The organism is Streptosporangium amethystogenes (assembly GCF_000721075.1).
Lineage (GTDB): Bacteria > Actinomycetota > Actinomycetes > Streptosporangiales > Streptosporangiaceae > Streptosporangium > Streptosporangium amethystogenes.
The window spans coordinates 563,941-582,582 of the sequence record NZ_JOEQ01000004.1; the positions used below are offsets into that span (position 1 = coordinate 563,941).

Here is an 18,642-nt window from a genome sequence, read left to right on the forward strand (position 1 = left end):
CCTCTCCCGGCACCCCGCCGACATCCGTAACGACCTAGTGGAACACTGGACGGCATGCGCATCGTGTCCCTCGCCGGCGGAATCGGTGGTGCCCGCTTCCTGCGGGGTCTTCTCACCGCCGCCCCCGACTCCGAGATCACCGTCATCGGCAACACCGGTGACGACATCAGTCTCTACGGCCTGCGGGTCTGCCCCGACCTCGATACCGTGATGTACACCCTGGGCGGTGGCATCGACGAGGAACAGGGCTGGGGACGACGGCAGGAGTCGCACGTCGTCAAGGAGGAACTGGCCGCCTACGGCGTCGAGCCGCAGTGGTTCGGCCTCGGCGACCGCGACTTCGCCACCCACATCGTGCGCACCCAGATGCTCGACGCCGGATACCCGCTGTCGGCGGTCACCGAGGCGCTGTGCCGGCGCTGGCAGCCGGGCGTGCGCCTGATCCCGATGAGCGACGACCGGACCGAGACCCACGTGGTCATCACCGACGAACGGGGCCGCCGCGCCATCCATTTCCAGGAGTGGTGGGTGCGGCTGCGCGCCTCGGTTCCCGCCGAGCAGATCATCCTGGTCGGCGCCGACCAGGCGTCCCCCGCCCCCGGCGTGCTGGAGGCCATCGCCACCGCCGACGCGGTCATCCTCCCGCCGTCCAACCCGGTCGTCAGCATCGGCACGATCCTGCAGATCAAGGGCATTCGCGAGGCTCTGGAGAGCAAGACGGTCGTCGGTGTCTCCCCCATCATCGGCGGCGCCCCCGTCCGCGGCATGGCCGACGCCTGCCTGACCGCGATCGGCGTGCGGACCACCGCGCAGGCGGTCCTGGAGCTGTACGGGTCACCTCTGGTGAACGGCTGGCTGGTCGCGGAGGAGGACGCCGGGGTGGCTCTCGCCGGCGTCGACGTCGAGGCCCGCCCGTTGATCATGCACGACGTCGAGGCCGCCGCCGCCATCGCCCGCGCGACCCTGGACATGGCCACGCGGCTCGCGTCCTCCCCCGCCGGCGGGGAGGGCTCGCGATGAGCCGGATCAGGCGCGGGCGGCGGAATCCCGCCGATGTCAGGGTGGAGATCTTCGCCGTTCCCGGCATACCCGAGGTCCACGAGGGCGACGACGTCGGGGAGCTGATCGCCACGGCCCTGCCCGATCTGCGCGACGGCGACATCCTCGTGGTCACCTCCAAGATCTCAAGTAAGGCCGAGGGCCGGGTCCTGCGCGGTGTGGACCGCGCCGAGGCCGTCGGCGCGGAGACGAGGCGGGTGGTCGCCCGCAGGGGCGAGACCGTGATCGCCGAGACGAGGCACGGGTTCGTCATGGCCGCCGCCGGGGTCGACGCCTCCAACACCCGGCCGGACACGGTGGTCCTGCTGCCCGTCGACCCGGACGCCTCCGCCTCGGCCATCAGGGCGCGCATCGCTGAGCTGCTCGGCGTGTCGGTCGGTGTGATCATCTCCGACACCTTCGGCCGCCCGTGGCGCAACGGCCAGACCGACATGGCCGTCGGCGTCGCCGGGGTGACTCCCTCTCTCGACTACCGGGGCATGTCCGACGACTACGGCAACGCGCTGGAGGTCACCCTGACCGCCGTCGCCGACGAGTTCGCCGCGGCCGGAGACCTGGTCAAGGGAAAGGTCGCGCAGACCCCGGTGGCGGTGATCAGGGGCCTCGCCGAGTACACCACCGAGGACGACGGGCCGGGCATCCACGAGCTGGTCCGCCCGTCCGCCGACGACATGTTCCGGTACGGCTCCCGCGACGTGGTCTTCGCCCGCAGAACCATCCGGGAGTTCTCCACGAAACCCGTGGACGGCGCCAAGGTCCGCAGGGCCGTCGACGCCGCGATCGCCGCGCCCGCCCCGCACCACACGACCCCTTGGCGGTTCGTCCTGCTGGAGTCCGCGGGGACCAGGGAGAAGCTGCTCGACGCCATGCGCGAGGCCTGGATCACCGACCTGCGCGGCGACGGCCTCGCAGAGGAGTCGGTCGCCAGGCGGGTCAGGCGGGGCGACGTGCTGCGCGAGGCCCCGTACCTGGCGGTGCCCTGCCTGGTCATGGACGGCTCGCACACCTATCGCGACGACCGGCGCAACGCCGCCGAGCGGGAGATGTTCGTGGTCGCGGCCGGCGCGGGGGTGCAGAACTTCCTCGTCCAGCTCGCGGTGGAGGGTCTGGGCTCCGCGTGGGTCTCCTCCACGATGTTCTGCCGCGACGTCGTCCGCGAGATCCTCGATCTGCCTTCGCACTGGGACCCGATGGGCGCCGTCGCCATCGGCCACCCCGCGGCCCCACCCCGCGACCGCGCCCCCCGCCAGGCATCGGACTTCATCGTCGTCCGCTAGCCATCCCCGCACGCCGGGTGGTCACGGCCGGCCTCTCTTGCGGGAGACGCTCGCTACCCTATATATGCCTGATCGCGCTCGCGGCCGCCGCGAGCGCGATCAGCACTATCAGGCCGACCCCGATCATGCGGCGGACCGCCTTCCAGGCCGCCGACTTGGCGTCAGGGATCTGAATCAGCGGTGACCGCCGTACCGTCGGTGATTGTGCGCGGCGGGATGGCACCTTCGCATCCTCCCACCACGTGTTACGAACCGGGATAGACGTCCACCTGCACAAACGCGTTGTAGCAGTAGCACGGCTCGGCTTCGATCGGCTGGTATTCGGGGAAGGTAGCCTCTCCCTGGCCGATTACCCGCCCCTTTCCGTCCTTGACGACGGCTCGGACGGGCACGCGCGAGTAATCGGTGGCCTCCCCAGGAAGGTCGATGACGAAGATGGGAACCTGGGCTCCGGCCGGGGTGCCGGTCCTATCGGCAAGGGTGGGGAACCTGGACGATCCGGGAACGGCCACTGCCCCTTTCCGACAGAGGCCATGTGCGTCGCACAGTTCGTATGTGTGGCCGGATTTCACGATCGAGTGATGCGCGGTGAGCTCAACCCTGTTTCCCGGGCACGGCCCGCAGGAGGCCGGCTCCCCGCATCCGGACAGCACCGCCACCGTCACGGCCGCGCACACCAGCGCACGGAGCCTCGGCGGCTGCGGCGAGGGCTTTCCTTGCCCTGATGTGATCATGCTTCCTTCCCGGAGGTACGTCGGCCCATCGTCCTGTCGTGTCGTTCTCGCCCGACCGGTTTTGCGAACCGGTCTGCATCTGGAGAGGACCGGCGAGCCTGGGCGGTGCTCGTCCTATGGCATGCGCTCTCCATCTGCTGGCATCGATAGTGGAGCGGAGGCAGGCATCAAACAGCGCAAGCCATACGGCCTGCCGCGACCCGGTAAACCTAAGTGGTCACCGCACAAGGGTCCGCGGCGGATCCTCCGCTCACCCGGCCGAGGTCGCGTGATCCGTTGACGCCCTCGTCTATCGGCGGCAGCGGGTCTTGAAGCTGTCCGGGGGCTTGTCGATCCTGTCCGACACAGCCGGGGAGACCGGGGCGACCTACGTCAACGTCCACACCCCTTCGCTCGGGCACGACGCCTGCGCGGGACCCGCCGCCTGGGTCGCGGACAGCCAGACGGACCTGCCCGCCGCGCCGTACCACCCGCTGCCGCTGGGCATACTCGGCGAGGCGCTCGTCGTCGCGAAGGCACTGCGCGCCTGATCCACGACAACTCCGTCCAGGCCCCGATGACCCACCCCGGCGCGTCCGCGTTGTCGGCCTCACCGTGCGGCCCCGGCCTCACTTCCCCTTCGGGGGAGTCTCGATCGTCACCGGCGGCTCCCAGAACAGGCCCTCCTCCTCGGGGAGGTCCTCGGCGTCGATGACCAGGTCCTCGGGCGGCGGCTCGATCGTCACCTTGGTGCCCCAGCCGGTGAAGCGCAGGTCGGAACGGATACCCAGCTCGTAGTTGTCGTTCGTCTGCTGAGAGGTCGTGGTGGTCAGGCGGATGACCCTGCCCTCGGCGTCGAACCAGAGCGCCCAGGCGACCTTCTCCTCGCGTCCCAACCCTCCGCCGAGGGGCTGACCGGGGATCTTGGAGGCACGGATGGTGCCCTTGGCCGTGCGCGGGCCGACGGAGGAGGCGGTGGCGAGCAGCGCCCGCAGCGTACCGGGTTCGAAGAGATCGACCGTGCCATCCATGGGACTGGACTCGAACCATCGGCTGCGCACCCACTGCTTGCCCAGCGGCAGCTTGCCGATCAGCTCACCACCCGAGGTGTAGTACGCGCCGTCGACTTTGATGAGCAGCTCCGGGAAGAGGAAGGAAGAGTCCAATTCCGGGAGCTCGGAGCTGAGCGGCGAGGAGAGTGTGCTGATGTCGTCCGTTTCCACCAGCCCCCCTTTACGGAATCCGGCGACCCGCGTGGTCCGGCTGGTGAGCAGGTGCTTGCCGTCGGCCGACATGCGGGTGACCGCGGAGACAGTGACACCCCTGCCCGGTACGATCTGGGCGCGGAGCGCCTTGACCGGATCGAGCGCGTCGGCACGGACGGGCAGCGGTGTGAGCAGGAGGAGGCTCACGACAAGACCGGTGGTGATCCGTCTCATTCGATTTCCTTCGGCGCCTGGAGGGAAAGAAGATCCTTCCAGGCAAAGATCACGCCGCCGTCTCAGAACTTCCTGATACGGAAATGCGGAACCTTCTAAACCGGCCGCTAAGCGGGCAGGTCCCAGCTCGGGCCGTCCGGGTCGCCCAGCCAGACGTACTGGCGATCACGGGTGACGGTGAGCCCGAACCCGGACTGATGCGGACGCCCGGCCTCCTCCCAGACCAGGAGTGCCTTCTCCGCCTCGTCCCACAGCTTTATCGGCCCGTGCTGATGCACCGTCCACCCGCCTGCGGGATCTGGTGTGGTGTCAGCCCGCGAACCGGTGCTGACATCCAGCAGGATCGTTTTGTCCTCACCCCAGGAGCACTGGACCTGCGGGGCTGCGAGTTGGGCGACCCACAGGGCCGTATCGTCATCCCTGAGAATCGACGGGTCGATCCTGCTTCTGCGGGCATCTCCGAAACCGGTCGTCACCGGCGGCCGTGGCGGTGGCAGGTGAGAACGGGCTGTCATGAAGTACAGATCGTCCTTGAGGAAACGACCACTGGCACTGCCGTCGTCGGCCAAGGTCAGATGGGCGAAGGCCACTCCGCCCATCCAACCCCGCATGGGGGCGGTGATGGTTCCCCCTTCGCGGACCTGCCACATCCACGCCCACGGAATGGTCCGCACCGAGCACGTGGCGATCAGCCGGTCGTATTCGGCGTCCTCGCCATACCCGAGCAGTCCATCCCCTACCACGAGGGTTGGCACGTACCCGGCCTCGGTGATCGCCTTCCTGGCCCGAGCGGCGACCTCCTGGTCATACTCGATCGAGGTGACGGCCTCCTGACCGAGTCGCTGACACATCAACGACGTTGAGTAACCGGTGCCCGTACCGATTTCCAGCACCGTCTCGCCCTCGCTGATCTGGGCGGCCTCCAGCATCCGTACAACCAGGCTCGGGAAGGTGGAGGACGAACTGGGCTGTCCCACCATGACGCCGGTCGCGTCCTCGGCCATCACCCCGTCGATCTGCGTCACCCATGTGGCGTCGGTGTAGGCCAAGGAGAGCCACTCGTCCACACCCACCTCCGCGCGACGGACAGGAATCCACCGATCACCACGGCTCTCATCGGCCCGGTAAACGGCATCGCCCAGGAACAACTCTCGCGGCACCGCTTCCAGCGCCTGACGCCAGCCGGGAGAACCCACATGATCCGCCAGTGCGAGGCGAAGTTTTGCGGCCGTATCGCTCACGGCCACCATCCTTCCAGCAGTACATCGGCGAAGGCGTCCGCCATCGCATTGGAATCAGGCAGCCAGCCCCACTGCCCGTTGGGGTTGCACTCGATGAACGTCCAGATTTCCGATTTCTGCCCGCCATTGTCACTGGCTTCGAGGGCGAAGTCGAAACAGCCGAACACCAACCCGAAATGGTCAAGGTAAGCGCGTAGAGCTTTCTTGATCGGTTCGGGCACATAAATTTGATCATGAACTAGCTCGCCCCAATCGCCGCTGCGCCAGTCGAGTGCGCCATCGGGTGTGGTGATCCTGCTCGCGAACACGGTTCGCCCGATTACGGTCACCCTGGCATCAGCGGTCTTGCGTACTTCCTCTTGGAACAGATGGGCGGTTATCGACAAGGAGTCGTCGAGGTCTTGCGGGGTGATCCGCTGCGTCCATATCGCAGCAACGTGGCCGTCCGTGGCCCTTGGAGCGCCCCGGAATGATTTGTAGATGACCGGCTCATGGTCGACGACGAACTTCCTGATCGCATCCAGGTCGTTCGATACCACCGTCGCGGGCACCCGCAGCCCCAGCCTGGTGGCCACCTGTAGCTGCGCGACTTTGAAATCAGCCCTTCCGATATTGGCGGGATGGTTGACGTAGCGACAGTTCGGCAGGCTCGCCAGCAGCCCGCCCAGCCCATGTCTGGCCTCCGTCACGGCGAAATCCCGAGCCGACTTTTCCAGGCTCTCGAAACGCCAAGGGCTGGGACGGCGGTAATACACCGCCCCGACGTCCTCCAGCGCGATGTCACGACTCGGCGAACGGAGCCGACCGATCCACTCCGGGCGATGGCTACTGATGTAGGCGCTGAACATCAACTCGGGGCCGACATCGGCAGGATCGACGCGGGCGACGTACGCTTGGCGCTCGTTCAGCGCTTCGATGACCAGATTGGCGGTGACGTCCTCCGCCGACGTGATGACCAGTACGATCTGCGGCAAGTTCCGCCCCCACTAGTCCGATGCGGAATCGTTCTCGGAGTCGTCTGCCACCTGCGCGGCTCCGCCGGAACCATCACCTCCGCCGCCCCGCGACACGGTGACGGTGACGAAGGACCTGTTGGTGCCCTTCCCCATATCCACGACCGCGCCGCCCGCGTCGTAGAAGCGGGTGAGCTGTGTTGCGGGGTCGAAGCTGGTCGTCTCGTACGGCGGCAACACCTCTGGAAGACGTTGGGTCATCCGTCCCAGGCCCCAAGGCTGCATGGGCCGATCGTTCGACATGTCATGCGCTCCTTCGTCAGGCGGCGCATGGGGCGCCGGCGGACAGATCTCCGTGTGGGGAACGGATCTCCACCGACGCTAGGGGCGAGCAGTAGGGCATGCCAGGTGTCGGCCGTGTCTGTCGTACGACAGACACGGCTGTGTGATCCAAAACGAAGACCCCCGGCTGCACAGCCGGGGGTTTTCTCAGCTTGGGAAGGGTTAGAAGTCGAATTCGCCCTTCTTGGCACCATCGACGAACGCCGCCCAGACCTCGCCCCGCACCACATAGGGGGCCTGGTCAGGGGCTTCCGTGTCACGAATGGCGACGCGCCCCTGGGAGAGCGGAGCGACCTCGATGCAGTCGCCGCCGTTCGTGCCGGAACGACTCGCCTTACGCCAGGCCGCGGTGTTCAGTTCAGCCGTGAGGTCCACTTCTCCACCATCTTCCGGATGAGTTCCAGCGACGCACCCTGGGGGAGGGATTCCGCCCTGAGGGCATCCAGCTTCATGGTAACCATAGCGATGAGATCCGAGTTGCTTGATACGACCGGCTGACCGACCGTTTCCAGGTAGACCGTGTGCCGCTGCCTGTCGGATGCCTGTGCGATGGCAATCGCCCCGTTCAGACCGGAGTTGGCGCCAAGCGGCGTGATCTGGATTGTGATGTGGGGTGCCTCAGCGGCTTTGACGAGGTGCGTCAGTTGCTCTCGCATAATTTCCGAACCTCCGATGGGGCGACTGAGCGCACCTTCGTCGAGGATCACCAGATACATCGGCGGGTTGGTGCGGTTGAGGATCTCCTGCCGGTCCAGCCTCGCTGCGACCAGGGCCTCGACCTGCTCATGGCCGAAACCGGGCTCACACCGCAGGAGTACCCGTGCGTACGCCTCGGTCTGGAGCAGTCCCGGCACGACCAGCGGCTGCCATGTCTTGAGTGACACCGCCTCCGCCTCTTCGTCCAGCCAGGGCCGGAACCACTTGGGCGCCCTGTCCTTGTGTTTCGAGAGATCGGCCCACACCTCCCGCAGACCCGGCCCGAAGACCGTCTCGCACCCCGCGATGAACGGCTCCGTGGGAGCGCGCTTCCCGACTTCGACGGAACCGACCTGGCTCGTCGAATATCCGATCCGGTTCCCCAGTTCTTCCTGGGTCAGGCCCGCCTCTAAACGCAGGCGCCGCAGTTCAACGCCGAATGCCGCGTTTCTCCCCGCCTTTGGGTCCAGCTCGCGCGGTGCAGGCATAGCTACCTCCCGATGGGGTATCCGGCGACATCCAACACATCCGTCGGACATCTAAAGCACAGCTTGCAGGGTGATTGCCCTTTCGAGTTTTCCCACAAAGTACTCCCCAAGCAGCAAGCTATGAAGGGAGAAGCGAGAAATCGGCGGACGATATAAGTCTCGTCCCACACCGAAATCTACTGCCGATGCGGCACCCATAAGCTGTTTATCGGACATAGATGACGGGTGCGGTGACGCGCTTATTTCAGGATCAAAGCTGACTGATGCCGGTGTTCTGAAACCCCGCGACGACATCGCAACTCACCGGCTCAATGTGGAGGCCAGAAAGGGCAGGGAAAGTGACCATCAGACAGGAAAGAGCAATGGTCCCCGCAAGGGGAACGGATCAAAAAACCGCCGTGACCGACGCGACGGCGGAGAACCACGACAGGGCACTGGCCGTCGTGCAGAAGCTGCTGAAGGCAAAGGGAGTTCACTCCTACGCCGTACACACGATCGGCCTGAAGCTGTCCGAGGGCGGTAAGTCGTGGCCCTTGGGACAGCGCACCCGGTACGCCCCCGAGCTGGTGGCCTGCGATGAGAGCGGGCGGACGGTCGCGTCGGTGACCATGGGGCCGCGTCCCGGCGGCTATCTGGTGTCCCTTCCCAACGTTCCCGCTCTCCGGAACATCAGGAGGGAGCGGCCCGAGAAGGTGGCGGAGCTGATCCTGTCGGCCCATCCCGGAGGGAGGCCATGACCGGCGCGACCGTTCCTCACGAGTCGGCCCAGGGAAAGAGCGGGCCGGGCGAGGCCGCCCCTGACGGCTCGCCCGGCGGAAAGAGCGAGGTGGCGATGCGGCTTCGCGTCCCGTATGTCATCGCGCATGCCGACGAGGCGCTGCCGCACCCCCTGGTGTTCGTACGCAGGCCGTTCACCACTCCACGGCTCGCCTACGTCACCCCACGCCCCGGAGATCGGGCCGACAACGGGGTGCTGCGCGCTCGCATCCTGGACAACCGCCAGGGCGCACCGCTGTGGCGGATGCTCAACACCGCCCGCCAGTGGCGATGCATGGAACGCGTCCTCTGCCAAGTCTGCGGCCAGGAGGCGACCGACCCGGAGACCGGGCGTATTCCCTGGGTCATCACCGCCACCGCGTTCCGCGCGATCCGAGGGGTTGAGGGCAGCGGCTACACCAGCGCCCCCGCGACCTGCCGGGACTGCATTCCCGAGGCGCTCGCCACCTGTCTGCAACTCCGCAAGTCCTCCGCCGTCGCCACGGCGGCCCGCAGCGAGCCCGCAGCGATCCTGGCCGACATCTTCCGCCCCGGCCCAGGAAGAACCGCGATCCACACCGACCGGCACAACGTCTTCGTCGGCCTGGACGAGACCGCCCTGCTGCGCAGGGTGCTCGCCACCCAGTTGATCGTCCGCCTCCACGACCTCCAGCCCGCGCCACGCCTGGTGAGCAGGACCGGTTGAGACCCCCTCGGCAGAGCTCCTTCCCACAGGACGGTCACACCCGACCGACCACGCCCTGCCGAGGGCCCCGCTCACAGGCGCATTCCCGCGACGCCGATCCCCCATGTCGCGCAGAGCGAGGAGAGGGAGCGACCAGGCGCCCGGCCCTCACGGGAGCCGGCACCGTTTCCGGTCACCGCAAGGCTCCGGGGCCCGATCTGGGTTTCGGAGGATCAGCCGTAGCGGATCACGTTCGCGACCACCGCGAACAGGATGAGCGCTACCAGGCCAACCCCGATCATGCGGCGGACCGCCTTCCAGGCCGCCGACTTGGCGTCAGGAATCTTCGACGCGGCCTCGGCGGCCGTTTCGATCGCCTTGCCCCATCCTGCCCAGGCGTCCATCGTCCGCTGGAAGCGCCGTCCGACGGCGAACACGATCGTGGCCACTACAACCAGGGCCAGCATCCGGCCGTTCGAACTGTCCACGTCGCACTCCTACCGGGGGGAAGCAGGATCCTCGTCACTGTCGGCTTACGGGGAACTGTCAGAGTTGCGAGATGGCGAACACGATCGTTGCGATCACGATGAGCGCCATGATCCGACTGTCGGCACTTTCCATCGATGTACCCCTACCTGGAGAGAAGCAGGATTTCGTCACTAAGAGTAGGCCAATGACTACTGAAATTCCAGGTACCCTCTCCGATCTCCTCGCTGGAACGATCCAGACCTCCGGCCGGAGCGGTCACCCACCCCCGGCGGCAGGTGGTCAGGGGGCCTTGGCGCAGGTGGGGTGACAGAGGCGGCGGGCCAGGGCGGACAGGAAGACGTCGATGATCTCTTCTGGACGCTGGGCGACGTGCAGGGAGCCGTTGGTGACCGAGGTGATCTGGGTCAGGGCGGCGCGATCGAGGTCGGCGCCGAAGGCGAGGACGACGATCTGGACGGGTCGCTCGGGGTTCCAGTCATCGCGGAGCCTCTCCACCAGCTTGGCGCTGGAGATGCCCTTGCCGTCGTCCTTGCCCGCCGTGATGACGAGCAGGGTGTTGTTCATGGTCTCGTCGTAGGACTCGGTCAGCGCGCGGAACCCCGCGATGATCGAGTCGTACAGGGCGCTGGGCTCCTTGGGGTCGGCGCGCAGAGTCCGGGTCAGCTCCTCCAGGCGGCTGCGCCGGATGACCTGACCGCCGTCGGGCTCGGTGATCGGGCCGAGGCGCACCCGCTCGCGCTGGTCCTCGCCCTTGGCCGAGGAGAACTCCCACATGCCCATGTGCGTGGAGTCGGGGAAAAGCTGCAGACCGAGCCTGGCGGCGTCGAGGGCGACGGTCAGCCGGGCCTTCCCCCGCTGCCCGTTGATCGGCCCGGCCATGTGTTTGCCGCTGTCCGCCAGCACCAGGATGTTGGTCGGCGGGGCGAGCCTGCTCCACGCCGCCAGCGCCTCGTCGATCATGCCGGGCAGGATGGTCGGGCGGGTGCGGGGCGCCTCGGTCGGGATCTCGGGACCGGGTGAGTACGGGCCCAGGGAGCCGTCGGGTGAGCGGAAGCCCGCCCTGCGGGCCGCCTCCTGGGTCTCGGGGGAGCGCAGCCAGGCCGCGAAGGCCCTCGACCCGCTCGCCTTCGCCTCGTCGGGGGAGGTGACCACGTACGGGTAGTCGAGGTTGATGGTCCCCTCACGGGGATGCAGGGCGGTCACCGGGTCGTCCGACGGCCGACGGTTGTGCTCCCAGACCGACTGCTCGGGAACGATCACCACGGGGCGCTGCCAGAAGGAGCGGTCGTCGACGGCGGCGAGCATGGTCCGGTAGTCGGGCGCCGCCCCCGCCTGCGCCCAGCGGACGAACGCGGTGAGCGCGCGGTCGGCCTCGGCGCCGCTGCCGACCACGTCCCTGGCCGCGGCCACGGTGGCGATTCCGGCACCCGCGAGCGACGGGTCGGGGACGCGGACCACGTCGGGTTCGTTCTCTGTCGGCCGGATCCGGCCACGGGTGGTCGCGGGGAAGACCATCCGCCAGTTCATGTCGGTCTTACCGACCGCGAAACGCCGGGCCAGGGACTTACGGGTGGCGAAGACCAGGGGCGAGGTCGCCATGACGGTCTCGGTGCCGGCCAGGTTCGCGGCCCCCTGCTTGCGGGCCAGCCGGATCCAGGCCGAGGAGTCGGAGATCCAGCCGTCCGGACGCTCGCTGAGCACCCCCGCGGTGCCGCCGAGCAGGGTGCGGAGCACCGTGGCGGGCGGCTGCTCGGTCACCTGCACCAGCACGCACCGGCCGTCGACGCCCGCCCTGCTCTGGTTGAACCGCCCCGCCGCCTCCATGACGGTCGGGGCGATGTCGACGGCGGCGGCGACCCCGACCAGCACCGGGTCGCGGGCCGAGCACGAGCCCCCCGCCTGGTCGAGCACCAGGACGGTGCTCCCCGCCAGGGCGACCGCTATCGCGACCGCCGCCAGCGACAGGCGCAGCAGGACCTGACGTCGACGCCGCTCAGCGCCGACGGCCACACGGTGTCGACCGGAGGAGGGCACACGGAGACCTCTCGCTAGAGGAGAAAGACGATTGTGTCAATGAACCCCTCGCGGAAGGCAAGCAAATATAGAACTTGTTATAACTTTGTCGGCGCCTCCAGCGGGAGCAGCGGAAGGGCGTTGGGGCGGACGCTCTGGCAGACCCCGTCGCTCGCCCTGGCCGCGGCCAGCCGCTCGGCGTCGGGCACGCCGTAGGAGGTGGTCCGCTGCCGGATCGGCCGCCCGGTCGGGGCGACCATGGCCTCGATCTCACTGATCGTCTTGAAGGAGCCGTTCTCCGACCCGGCCATCCTGCTGATCGTCTCCTCCATCAACGTGCCACCGAGGTCGTTGACCCCGCCCATGAGTACCTCGCGGCAGAGCCCGTCCTGGAGTTTCACCCAGGAGCACTGGATGTTGGCGATCGCGCCGTGCAGCAGGACGCGGGCCAGCGCGTGCACCGCCCGGTTCTCCCGCGCCGTCGGCCCCGGGCGGGCGATCCCCGCCAGGTAGATGGGCGCACTGTGGTGGACGAACGGCAGCAGCACGAACTCGGAGAACCCGCCGGTCTCCTCCTGCATGCGGCGGATCAGCCGGATGTGCCGCACCCAGTGCGCGTGGTTGTCGACGTGGCCGTACATCATCGTGGAGGTCGTCGAAATGCCGACCCGGTGCGCGGTGGAGATGACCTCGACCCACTCGGCGGTGGGCAGCTTGCCCTTGGTCAGCACCCAGCGGACGTCGTCGTCGAGGATCTCCGCCGCGGTACCCGGCAGCGAGTCGACGCCCGCCTCCCTGGCGGCGACCAGCCAGTCCTCGATGGACAGGTTGGTGCGGCTGGCCCCGTTGATGACCTCCATCGGCGAGAACGCGTGAACGTGCATCCCGGGCACCCTGGCCTTGACCGCCCTGGCGATGTCGAAGTACGCGGTACCGGGCAGGTCGGGGTGGATGCCGCCCTGCATGCACACCTCGGTCGCCCCCGCCTGCCATCCTTCCCAGGCACGGTCGGCGACCTGGTCCAGCGAGAGGGTGTAGGCGTCGGCATCGGTACGGCGCTGCGCGAAGGCGCAGAAGCGGCAGCCCGTGTAGCAGACGTTCGTGAAGTTGATGTTCCTGTTCACCACGTAGGTGACGTCGTCACCGACCGCCTCCCTGCGCAGGCCGTCGGCGATCCGGCAGAGCTCGTCCAGCGCGGCGTCGTCGGCTCCGGCGCCCGACGGGTCCCCGGCGAGGTCGAGAAGGACGAGTGCCTGGGCGTCGCTCAGCCTCGCCGGGTCGCGTTCGGCCTGCCGCAGTGCCTCCCGCACATCGCCCCTGACGGCGCCGCTCCCGGCGGTGCCCTCCGCGGCGGGCAGGCGCTCCTTCAGCGCCTCCCAGTCTCCGTAGACGTGGTCGAAGTCATCACGGCGGTCAGCGGTACGGCCCTCGGTGTCGACCGCCGTGTGCAGGTCGACGCGGCCCAGGGAGACGAAGCCCCCGTCGGGCTCCTGCCAGGGGCGGCCGGTCACGACCGCGTCCTCGCGGGCGAGGCCGGTGTCGGGGTCCGCCAGGGCGGCCACGTGCGCGTTGAGCCTCGGGTCCAGCCAGGGCTCCCCCGCCAGCACGAACTCGGGGTAGATGGTCAGCCGCTCGCGCAGCGTGAACCCGGCGGCGGCGGTGCGGGCGGCGAGGTCGTCGATCTGCGGCCAGGGGCGTTCGGGGTTGACGTGGTCGGGCGTCAACGGCGAGACGCCGCCCCAGTCGTCGATGCCCGCTCTGATCATCAGCTCGTACTCGGAGTCGACCAGGTTCGGCGGGGCCTGCACCCTCGTCTTAGGCCCCAGCACCAGCCGGGTCACCGCGATGGTGGCGGCCAGTTCCTGCAGGTCCGCGTCGGGCATGCCGCGCATCGCGGTGTCCGGCTTGGCACGGAAGTTCTGAACGATGATCTCCTGGATGCCGCCGTACTCGCGCGCCACCCTGCGCAACGCGAACAGCGACTCGGCGCGCTCGGCGACCGTCTCCCCGATGCCGATGAGGATGCCGCTGGTGAACGGCACGTTCGTCCGTCCGGCGTCCTCCAGCACGCGCAGCCGCACGGCGGGGTCCTTGTCGGGCGAACCGTGGTGCGGCTGCCCCTTCTCCTCGAAGAGCCGCCGCGAGGTCGTCTCCAGCATCATGCCCATGGAGGGCGCGACCGGCTTGAGGCGCTGCAGGTCCCGCCAGGTCATGACGCCCGGGTTCAGGTGCGGCAGCAGCCCGGTCTCCTCAAGCACCCGCACGGCCATCGCGCGGACGTAGGAGAGCGTGTCGTCGTAGCCGTGCGCGTCCAGCCACTCGCGGGCCTGGTGCCAGCGGTCCTCCGGCCGGTCCCCCAGGGTGAACAACGCTTCCTTGCATCCCATGGCCGCGCCCTGCGCGGCGATCTCCAGCACCTCGTCGGGGCTCAGGAACAGACTCTCCAGCTTGTGCGGGGCGGTGGCGAAGGTGCAGTATCCGCAGCGGTCCCGGCAGAGCCTCGTCAGGGGGATGAAGACCTTGCGGCTGTAGGTGATGATCCCCTGTCGCCCGACCGCCTCCAGACCCGCGTCCCTGACCCTCCCGGCGTGGTCAAGAAGGGTCTCCAGGTGTGTGTCCCGGGCGTGCAACAGGGTTGTGGCCTCAGCGATATCAAGAGTTTTGCCATCGCGTGCCCTGGCCAGAGCCCGGCGCATCGCGTTGTCGGTGGGGTTGGGACTCATGACGTCACAGTACGGCGCGGCGCTCATCTGCCCGGCGGCGGGTACCGGACCTCGATCCAACGCTTCAGATTCGCTAAAGAATCACTACAAGCAGATCTAGATAGACATAAATGCTTGCAGATACATAGATTTAGACATGTCAGCCGGAACCTTCGCAGTCACGAAGACCCCCGGTCCTCCACCGAGGCACCTACCTCGGACCCCACCCCCAGGAGCCGAAGATGTTCTGGTTTCTCCTTACCCTTGTCGCCATCGCCGTCCTCGCCCCGCTGGTGGGCGCCGACACCCGCGACAGCCTCGACTGGCATCGCCAGGACCCCTTCCCCGACGAGGGGGCGCTCAGCACGATCACCGGTCACGCGCGGGCGGGCGCGGCCCGCGAGCGGGTGGCCGCGCACCGCCCGACCCCGGTGGCCGGCTGACCCCGCGTTCCGCCGGGAGAACACCTCCCGCACGCCGTACGGCGGGACCGGTCAGATGTCGCTGGAGAAGCGGATCGCGGACTCGGGGAGCACCACACCGGGCCAGACCCGGCTGCCCGCGAGCAGTTCGTTCCCGGGGCCGACCACGGCTCCGTCGCCGACGACCACATCCCTCAGGACCGCTCCACAGTCGACGCGCGCGCCGATGCCGACCACCGAGTCGACCACCACCGCACCCGAGTGCACGATGCAGTCGTCTCCGAGCACGCTGCCACCGACCTGCGCCCCCGACTCCACGATCGCGCGGGCGCCGATCACAGAACCGCCGGAGACCTTGGCCTCGGGCGAGATCATGGCGCCGGGCAGCGCGAGGAAGTCACCGGTGGGACCCGGCAGTGCGGGCGAGACGAGCCGGCCGAGGACCAGGTCGCGGGAGCCCTGCACGAAGGCGGCGGGCGTGCCCACGTCGAGCCAGTAGGACGCGTCGGCGTAGCCGAGCACCAGGGCGCCGTCCTCGATCAGGCCGGGGAAGGTCTCGCGCTCGACCGAGACGACCTGCCCCTCCGGGATCGTGTCGATCACCGAGCGGGTGAAGACGTAACATCCGGCGTTGATCCGGTTGGTGACCGGGTTCGGGGTCTTCTCCAGGAAGGCGGTCACCCTCCCGTCGTCGTCGGTCGGCACGCAGCCGAAGCGCGACGGGTCGTCCACCTCGGTCAGGTGCAGGGTGAGGGCGGCCCCCCGCGCGACATGCGTCGCGATCTGGTCGCCGATGTCGTGACCGGACAGGATGTCGCCGTTCAGCACCAGCACCGGATCATCGGGGCCGCAGGTCAGCGCCTTGGCGGCGTTGCGGATGGCCCCGCCGGTGCCGAGCGGCTCCTCCTCCGTCATGTACTCGAGTTCAAGGCCGAAGGCCTCGCCGTTCCCGAACGCCTCGGAGAACATCTCCGCCCGGTAGGAGGTGGCGAACACGATGCGCCGCACGCCGAAGGCCCTGGCACGGGCGAGCTGGTGGGAGAGGAAGGGAACTCCCGCCGTGGGCAACAGAGGTTTCGGGGTGTCCAGCGTCAACGGACGCAGGCGCGTCCCTCGTCCACCGACAAGGAGAATCGCCTCTAGGTCCGGCAAAGGTGTCTCCATCATTCCGCGAGGTTAACTCACTACTCGGCCGCGCGCTGGTAAGAGAGCAGGTGTGCCTCGGCCGAGGCGTCCCAGGTGAACTCCTTGGCACGGGCGATACCCGCCGCGGACAGCACGTCCCTGCGCTCGGGTGAGGAGAGCAGCGTGCGCAGCGCGGCGGCGATGCTCTCGGCGTCCGGCTCGGTGTAGGCGACCGCGTCGCCCCCCACCTCCGGCAGCGAGGTGCGATGCGTGGTGAGCACCGGCGCGCCGCAGGCCATGGCCTCCAGCACCGGCAGCCCGAAACCCTCGCCCCGCGAGGGAAAGGCCGCGATCACCGCCCCGCCGAGAAAACCGCACAGGTCGGCGAAGGACAGGAAGCCGGGACGGAGCACCCGTACCGTCGAGGGGACCTGCTCCACCGCGGCGTCCACCTCGACGTCGCGGATGCCCCCGGCGAGCACCAGGGCGGGCGGGTGGGCGATGTCCTCCACCGCGCGTACGAAGCCGCGGATCAGGTTCGGCACGTTCTTGCGGGGCTCCAGCGGGCCGAGGAAGGCCACGTAGGGGGTGCCGTGCAGGCCGAGCCGGTCGGAGGCGTGCTTGACCTCACGCTCGGACGGCGGATGGAACAGCGCCGGATCGACACCGTGGTAGGCGACGTCGATCCGGGTCGGATCGGCCGAGAGCAGCCTGATCAGCTCGTCCCTGGTCGCCTTGGAGGGCACGATCACCCGGCTGGCGTGCCGGACCGCCGTGCGGGTCGCCGCGCGGAAGAACGCCGCCTTGACCGCGTCGTGCTGCAGGGGCTCGGTGAAACAGGTGAGGTCGTGCACCGTCGCCACGGTCGGCAGGCCCGAGCTCAGCGGAATCGAGTAGTAGGGGGCATGGATGACCTGGGCGGCGACCTGCCGGGCGAGGAAGGGCAGACCCGTCTGCTCCCAGGTCAGGCGGGCGGCCCTGTTGGTGATCCCGTGAGGCCCCGGCACGATCCGCGCGGAGGGCGCCAGTCCGGTATATCGGGCGGCATCGGCACGCTGGCAGACGACCACGAGATCAGCGCCCGCCCTGTCCAGCGCGGCGACGAGTCCATCGACGTACCTGATCAGCGCACCGCGATCGGCCGGAACCGCGGCCGCGTCGACGAGCACTCTAGGCGTCAAGAAGGATCGCTCCCCTCATGATTCACACGGGACGGCCGTCCCCTTCCTTCGTTCACTCTATTGCCAGAGTCTCCGAAATCATGGGGGAAATCACACGGCTTTTCCCGAAGCGTGGTCCTTATTGGAAGCCGCGGCATGGCGCGCGGCCAGACCCGCGAGACCCGCGCAGACGAGATCGCCAAGAACGATCACAATCCGGGAGCAGAGCGCCGCCGCTATGGCCGATCCCTGGTCCAGCACGGGCGCCAGGACGGCCACCATGGCCACCTCCCGCACGCCCGCCCCCGCCGGGACGACGAACGTCATGATGCCCAGGCACCACGACAGGGCGAACGCGCCGATGGAGAAGAGGACCGCGGAGAACCCGGAAGGTCCGAGGTCGTGCACGATCGCCGCCAGGTGCAGTCCGTACGCGATCCAGCCGCCCAGTGCCCAGCCCAGCGCGGTGAGCATGCCCCTGCGGGTGAGGGGGCGCTCCAGCGGCTCGCGCCTCAGCTTGCGCAGCCCGAAACCGAGGACCGCGTTGACCACCCTCGGCTCGAAGGCCACCGCGAGCACGGGGATCAGCAGGAACGCCCAGGCGTACGGCGCGGCCGCGCCCGGCCGGGCCGCCAGCAGCGTCACCCCCGAAACCACCAGGCCGCTGCCGAGCTGCACCGGTAGCGTCAGGAAGAACGCCGCCGCGCTGCGCGACCGGGGAACGCCCAGCTCCCGCCCCATCTCCATCTGGGCGATCACCGGCCAGAGCGAACCGGGGATGTACTTGCCGAGCTGGCCCACGAAGAAGACCCTCGCCCCCGCGCGCAGCGGCAGCGGCGAGCCCAGGTCGGCCAGCAGCGCCCGCCAGGTCATCATCCCGCCGCACAGCGCGGCGAGCACCGCCACCAGCGACAACACGAGCGACAGTGCGGACAGCCGGGCGAACCCCGCGCGGATGTCGTCCCACTGACTCAGCACCACCCAGGCGCCGAACCCGAGCGCGAGGAGCAGGAAGGCGACGCGGGCCAGCCGTCTCAGGGTGGACGCGCCGGATCGGACGGCTCCTTCGTCCTCGCTCACCG

19 protein-coding genes are annotated in these 18,642 nt (G+C 68.6%); 6 read left to right on the forward strand and 13 right to left on the reverse strand.

The window, feature by feature from the left end:
- The first annotated feature begins 54 nt into the window (after nt 1-54).
- Both cofD and IG98_RS0107285 read left to right on the forward strand, forming a co-directional pair.
- The gene (cofD, locus tag IG98_RS0107280) at nt 55-1,020 is read left to right on the forward strand and encodes a 2-phospho-L-lactate transferase (protein ID WP_030907382.1); all 966 of its coding nucleotides are present in this window, start codon (nt 55-57) and stop codon (nt 1,018-1,020) included.
- Nucleotides 1,017-2,336, forward strand: coding sequence for a coenzyme F420-0:L-glutamate ligase (locus IG98_RS0107285; protein ID WP_051751712.1), 1,320 nt, complete (start codon nt 1,017-1,019; stop codon nt 2,334-2,336). The genes cofD and IG98_RS0107285 overlap by 4 nt, the downstream gene beginning before the upstream one ends.
- A gap of 245 nt (nt 2,337-2,581) precedes the next feature.
- Here IG98_RS0107285 and IG98_RS50175 read toward each other — a convergent pair whose 3' ends face one another.
- Nucleotides 2,582-3,070 (reverse strand): hypothetical protein, encoded by a 489-nt coding sequence (locus IG98_RS50175; RefSeq protein ID WP_157594192.1) that lies wholly within the window; start codon nt 3,068-3,070, stop codon nt 2,582-2,584.
- Nucleotides 3,071-3,378: 308 nt separating this feature from the next.
- On the opposite strand from IG98_RS50175, the gene IG98_RS0107295 reads away from it, so the two are divergent.
- The gene (locus IG98_RS0107295) at nt 3,379-3,600 is read left to right on the forward strand and encodes a hypothetical protein (RefSeq protein WP_211263889.1); all 222 of its coding nucleotides are present in this window, start codon (nt 3,379-3,381) and stop codon (nt 3,598-3,600) included.
- Nucleotides 3,601-3,678: 78 nt separating this feature from the next.
- Here the strand turns inward: IG98_RS0107295 and IG98_RS0107300 are convergent, their stop codons facing one another.
- The 6 genes from IG98_RS0107300 to IG98_RS0107325 form a co-directional block, all read right to left on the reverse strand.
- Nucleotides 3,679-4,488, reverse strand: a complete 810-nt coding sequence (locus IG98_RS0107300; protein WP_030907394.1) for a hypothetical protein — start codon at nt 4,486-4,488, stop codon at nt 3,679-3,681.
- A 107-nt stretch (nt 4,489-4,595) separates the two neighbouring features.
- The gene (gene tgmC / locus IG98_RS0107305; protein WP_030907397.1) at nt 4,596-5,738 is read right to left on the reverse strand and encodes an ATP-grasp peptide maturase system methyltransferase; all 1,143 of its coding nucleotides are present in this window, start codon (nt 5,736-5,738) and stop codon (nt 4,596-4,598) included.
- Nucleotides 5,726-6,703 (reverse strand): ATP-grasp ribosomal peptide maturase, encoded by a 978-nt coding sequence (gene tgmB, locus IG98_RS0107310; protein ID WP_030907400.1) that lies wholly within the window; start codon nt 6,701-6,703, stop codon nt 5,726-5,728. Before tgmB ends, tgmC begins: the two co-directional genes overlap by 13 nt.
- A 12-nt stretch (nt 6,704-6,715) precedes the next feature.
- On the reverse strand, nt 6,716-6,985 hold the full coding sequence (tgmA, locus tag IG98_RS0107315) for a putative ATP-grasp-modified RiPP (protein ID WP_030907403.1): 270 nt from the start codon (nt 6,983-6,985) through the stop codon (nt 6,716-6,718).
- A gap of 201 nt (nt 6,986-7,186) precedes the next feature.
- Nucleotides 7,187-7,399, reverse strand: a complete 213-nt coding sequence (locus IG98_RS0107320; protein ID WP_037969496.1) for a DUF397 domain-containing protein — start codon at nt 7,397-7,399, stop codon at nt 7,187-7,189.
- Complete coding sequence (locus IG98_RS0107325) at nt 7,378-8,208, reverse strand: helix-turn-helix domain-containing protein (RefSeq protein WP_051751716.1); 831 nt, start codon at nt 8,206-8,208, stop codon at nt 7,378-7,380. Before IG98_RS0107325 ends, IG98_RS0107320 begins: the two co-directional genes overlap by 22 nt.
- Before the next feature lie 398 nt (nt 8,209-8,606).
- Here IG98_RS0107325 and IG98_RS0107330 point away from each other — a divergent pair, with 398 nt between their 5' ends.
- Both IG98_RS0107330 and IG98_RS46630 read left to right on the forward strand, forming a co-directional pair.
- Complete coding sequence (locus tag IG98_RS0107330) at nt 8,607-8,945, forward strand: hypothetical protein (protein ID WP_030907413.1); 339 nt, start codon at nt 8,607-8,609, stop codon at nt 8,943-8,945.
- Nucleotides 8,942-9,670, forward strand: a complete 729-nt coding sequence (locus IG98_RS46630; RefSeq protein WP_030907416.1) for a hypothetical protein — start codon at nt 8,942-8,944, stop codon at nt 9,668-9,670. The genes IG98_RS0107330 and IG98_RS46630 overlap by 4 nt, the downstream gene beginning before the upstream one ends.
- A gap of 212 nt (nt 9,671-9,882) precedes the next feature.
- Here the strand turns inward: IG98_RS46630 and IG98_RS0107340 are convergent, their stop codons facing one another.
- The 3 genes from IG98_RS0107340 to IG98_RS0107350 all read right to left on the reverse strand — a co-directional run bounded on the left by IG98_RS0107340 (nt 9,883) and on the right by IG98_RS0107350 (nt 14,874).
- Nucleotides 9,883-10,137, reverse strand: a complete 255-nt coding sequence (locus IG98_RS0107340; RefSeq protein ID WP_030907419.1) for a hypothetical protein — start codon at nt 10,135-10,137, stop codon at nt 9,883-9,885.
- Nucleotides 10,138-10,417: 280 nt separating this feature from the next.
- Nucleotides 10,418-12,148: a substrate-binding and VWA domain-containing protein gene (locus IG98_RS0107345; protein WP_245651423.1), complete on the reverse strand. Its 1,731-nt coding sequence runs from the start codon at nt 12,146-12,148 to the stop codon at nt 10,418-10,420.
- Nucleotides 12,149-12,249: 101 nt separating this feature from the next.
- A complete protein-coding gene (locus tag IG98_RS0107350) occupies nt 12,250-14,874 on the reverse strand; it encodes a bifunctional FO biosynthesis protein CofGH (protein WP_084195175.1) in 2,625 nt (874 codons plus the stop codon).
- Nucleotides 14,875-15,095: 221 nt separating this feature from the next.
- Between IG98_RS0107350 and IG98_RS0107355 the strand changes: the two genes are divergently transcribed.
- Nucleotides 15,096-15,296, forward strand: coding sequence for a hypothetical protein (locus tag IG98_RS0107355; RefSeq protein WP_030907428.1), 201 nt, complete (start codon nt 15,096-15,098; stop codon nt 15,294-15,296).
- A gap of 51 nt (nt 15,297-15,347) precedes the next feature.
- Here the strand turns inward: IG98_RS0107355 and manB are convergent, their stop codons facing one another.
- The 3 genes from manB to IG98_RS0107370 form a co-directional block, all read right to left on the reverse strand.
- Nucleotides 15,348-16,427 (reverse strand): mannose-1-phosphate guanylyltransferase, encoded by a 1,080-nt coding sequence (manB, locus tag IG98_RS0107360; RefSeq protein WP_245651424.1) that lies wholly within the window; start codon nt 16,425-16,427, stop codon nt 15,348-15,350.
- A gap of 32 nt (nt 16,428-16,459) precedes the next feature.
- On the reverse strand, nt 16,460-17,581 hold the full coding sequence (locus IG98_RS0107365; RefSeq protein WP_030907434.1) for a glycosyltransferase family 4 protein: 1,122 nt from the start codon (nt 17,579-17,581) through the stop codon (nt 16,460-16,462).
- Between the two features lie 90 nt (nt 17,582-17,671).
- The gene (locus IG98_RS0107370) at nt 17,672-18,640 is read right to left on the reverse strand and encodes a lysylphosphatidylglycerol synthase transmembrane domain-containing protein (RefSeq protein WP_245651425.1); all 969 of its coding nucleotides are present in this window, start codon (nt 18,638-18,640) and stop codon (nt 17,672-17,674) included.
- Nucleotides 18,641-18,642 lie beyond the last annotated feature (2 nt).

Excerpts from the sequence above, each read along its gene's own strand:
- cofD (WP_030907382.1), top strand. The coding sequence starts at position 55 with ATGCGCATCGTGTCCCTCGCCGGCGGAATCGGTGGTGCCCGCTTCCTG.
- IG98_RS0107285 (WP_051751712.1), top strand. The coding sequence starts at position 1,017 with ATGAGCCGGATCAGGCGCGGGCGGCGGAATCCCGCCGATGTCAGGGTG.
- IG98_RS50175 (WP_157594192.1), bottom strand. The coding sequence starts at position 3,070 with ATGATCACATCAGGGCAAGGAAAGCCCTCGCCGCAGCCGCCGAGGCTC.
- IG98_RS0107300 (WP_030907394.1), bottom strand. The coding sequence starts at position 4,488 with ATGAGACGGATCACCACCGGTCTTGTCGTGAGCCTCCTCCTGCTCACA.
- tgmC (WP_030907397.1), bottom strand. The coding sequence starts at position 5,738 with ATGGTGGCCGTGAGCGATACGGCCGCAAAACTTCGCCTCGCACTGGCG.
- tgmA (WP_030907403.1), bottom strand. The coding sequence starts at position 6,985 with ATGTCGAACGATCGGCCCATGCAGCCTTGGGGCCTGGGACGGATGACC.
- IG98_RS0107325 (WP_051751716.1), bottom strand. The coding sequence starts at position 8,208 with ATGCCTGCACCGCGCGAGCTGGACCCAAAGGCGGGGAGAAACGCGGCA.
- IG98_RS46630 (WP_030907416.1), top strand. The coding sequence starts at position 8,942 with ATGACCGGCGCGACCGTTCCTCACGAGTCGGCCCAGGGAAAGAGCGGG.
- IG98_RS0107350 (WP_084195175.1), bottom strand. The coding sequence starts at position 14,874 with ATGAGTCCCAACCCCACCGACAACGCGATGCGCCGGGCTCTGGCCAGG.
- IG98_RS0107355 (WP_030907428.1), top strand. The coding sequence starts at position 15,096 with ATGTTCTGGTTTCTCCTTACCCTTGTCGCCATCGCCGTCCTCGCCCCG.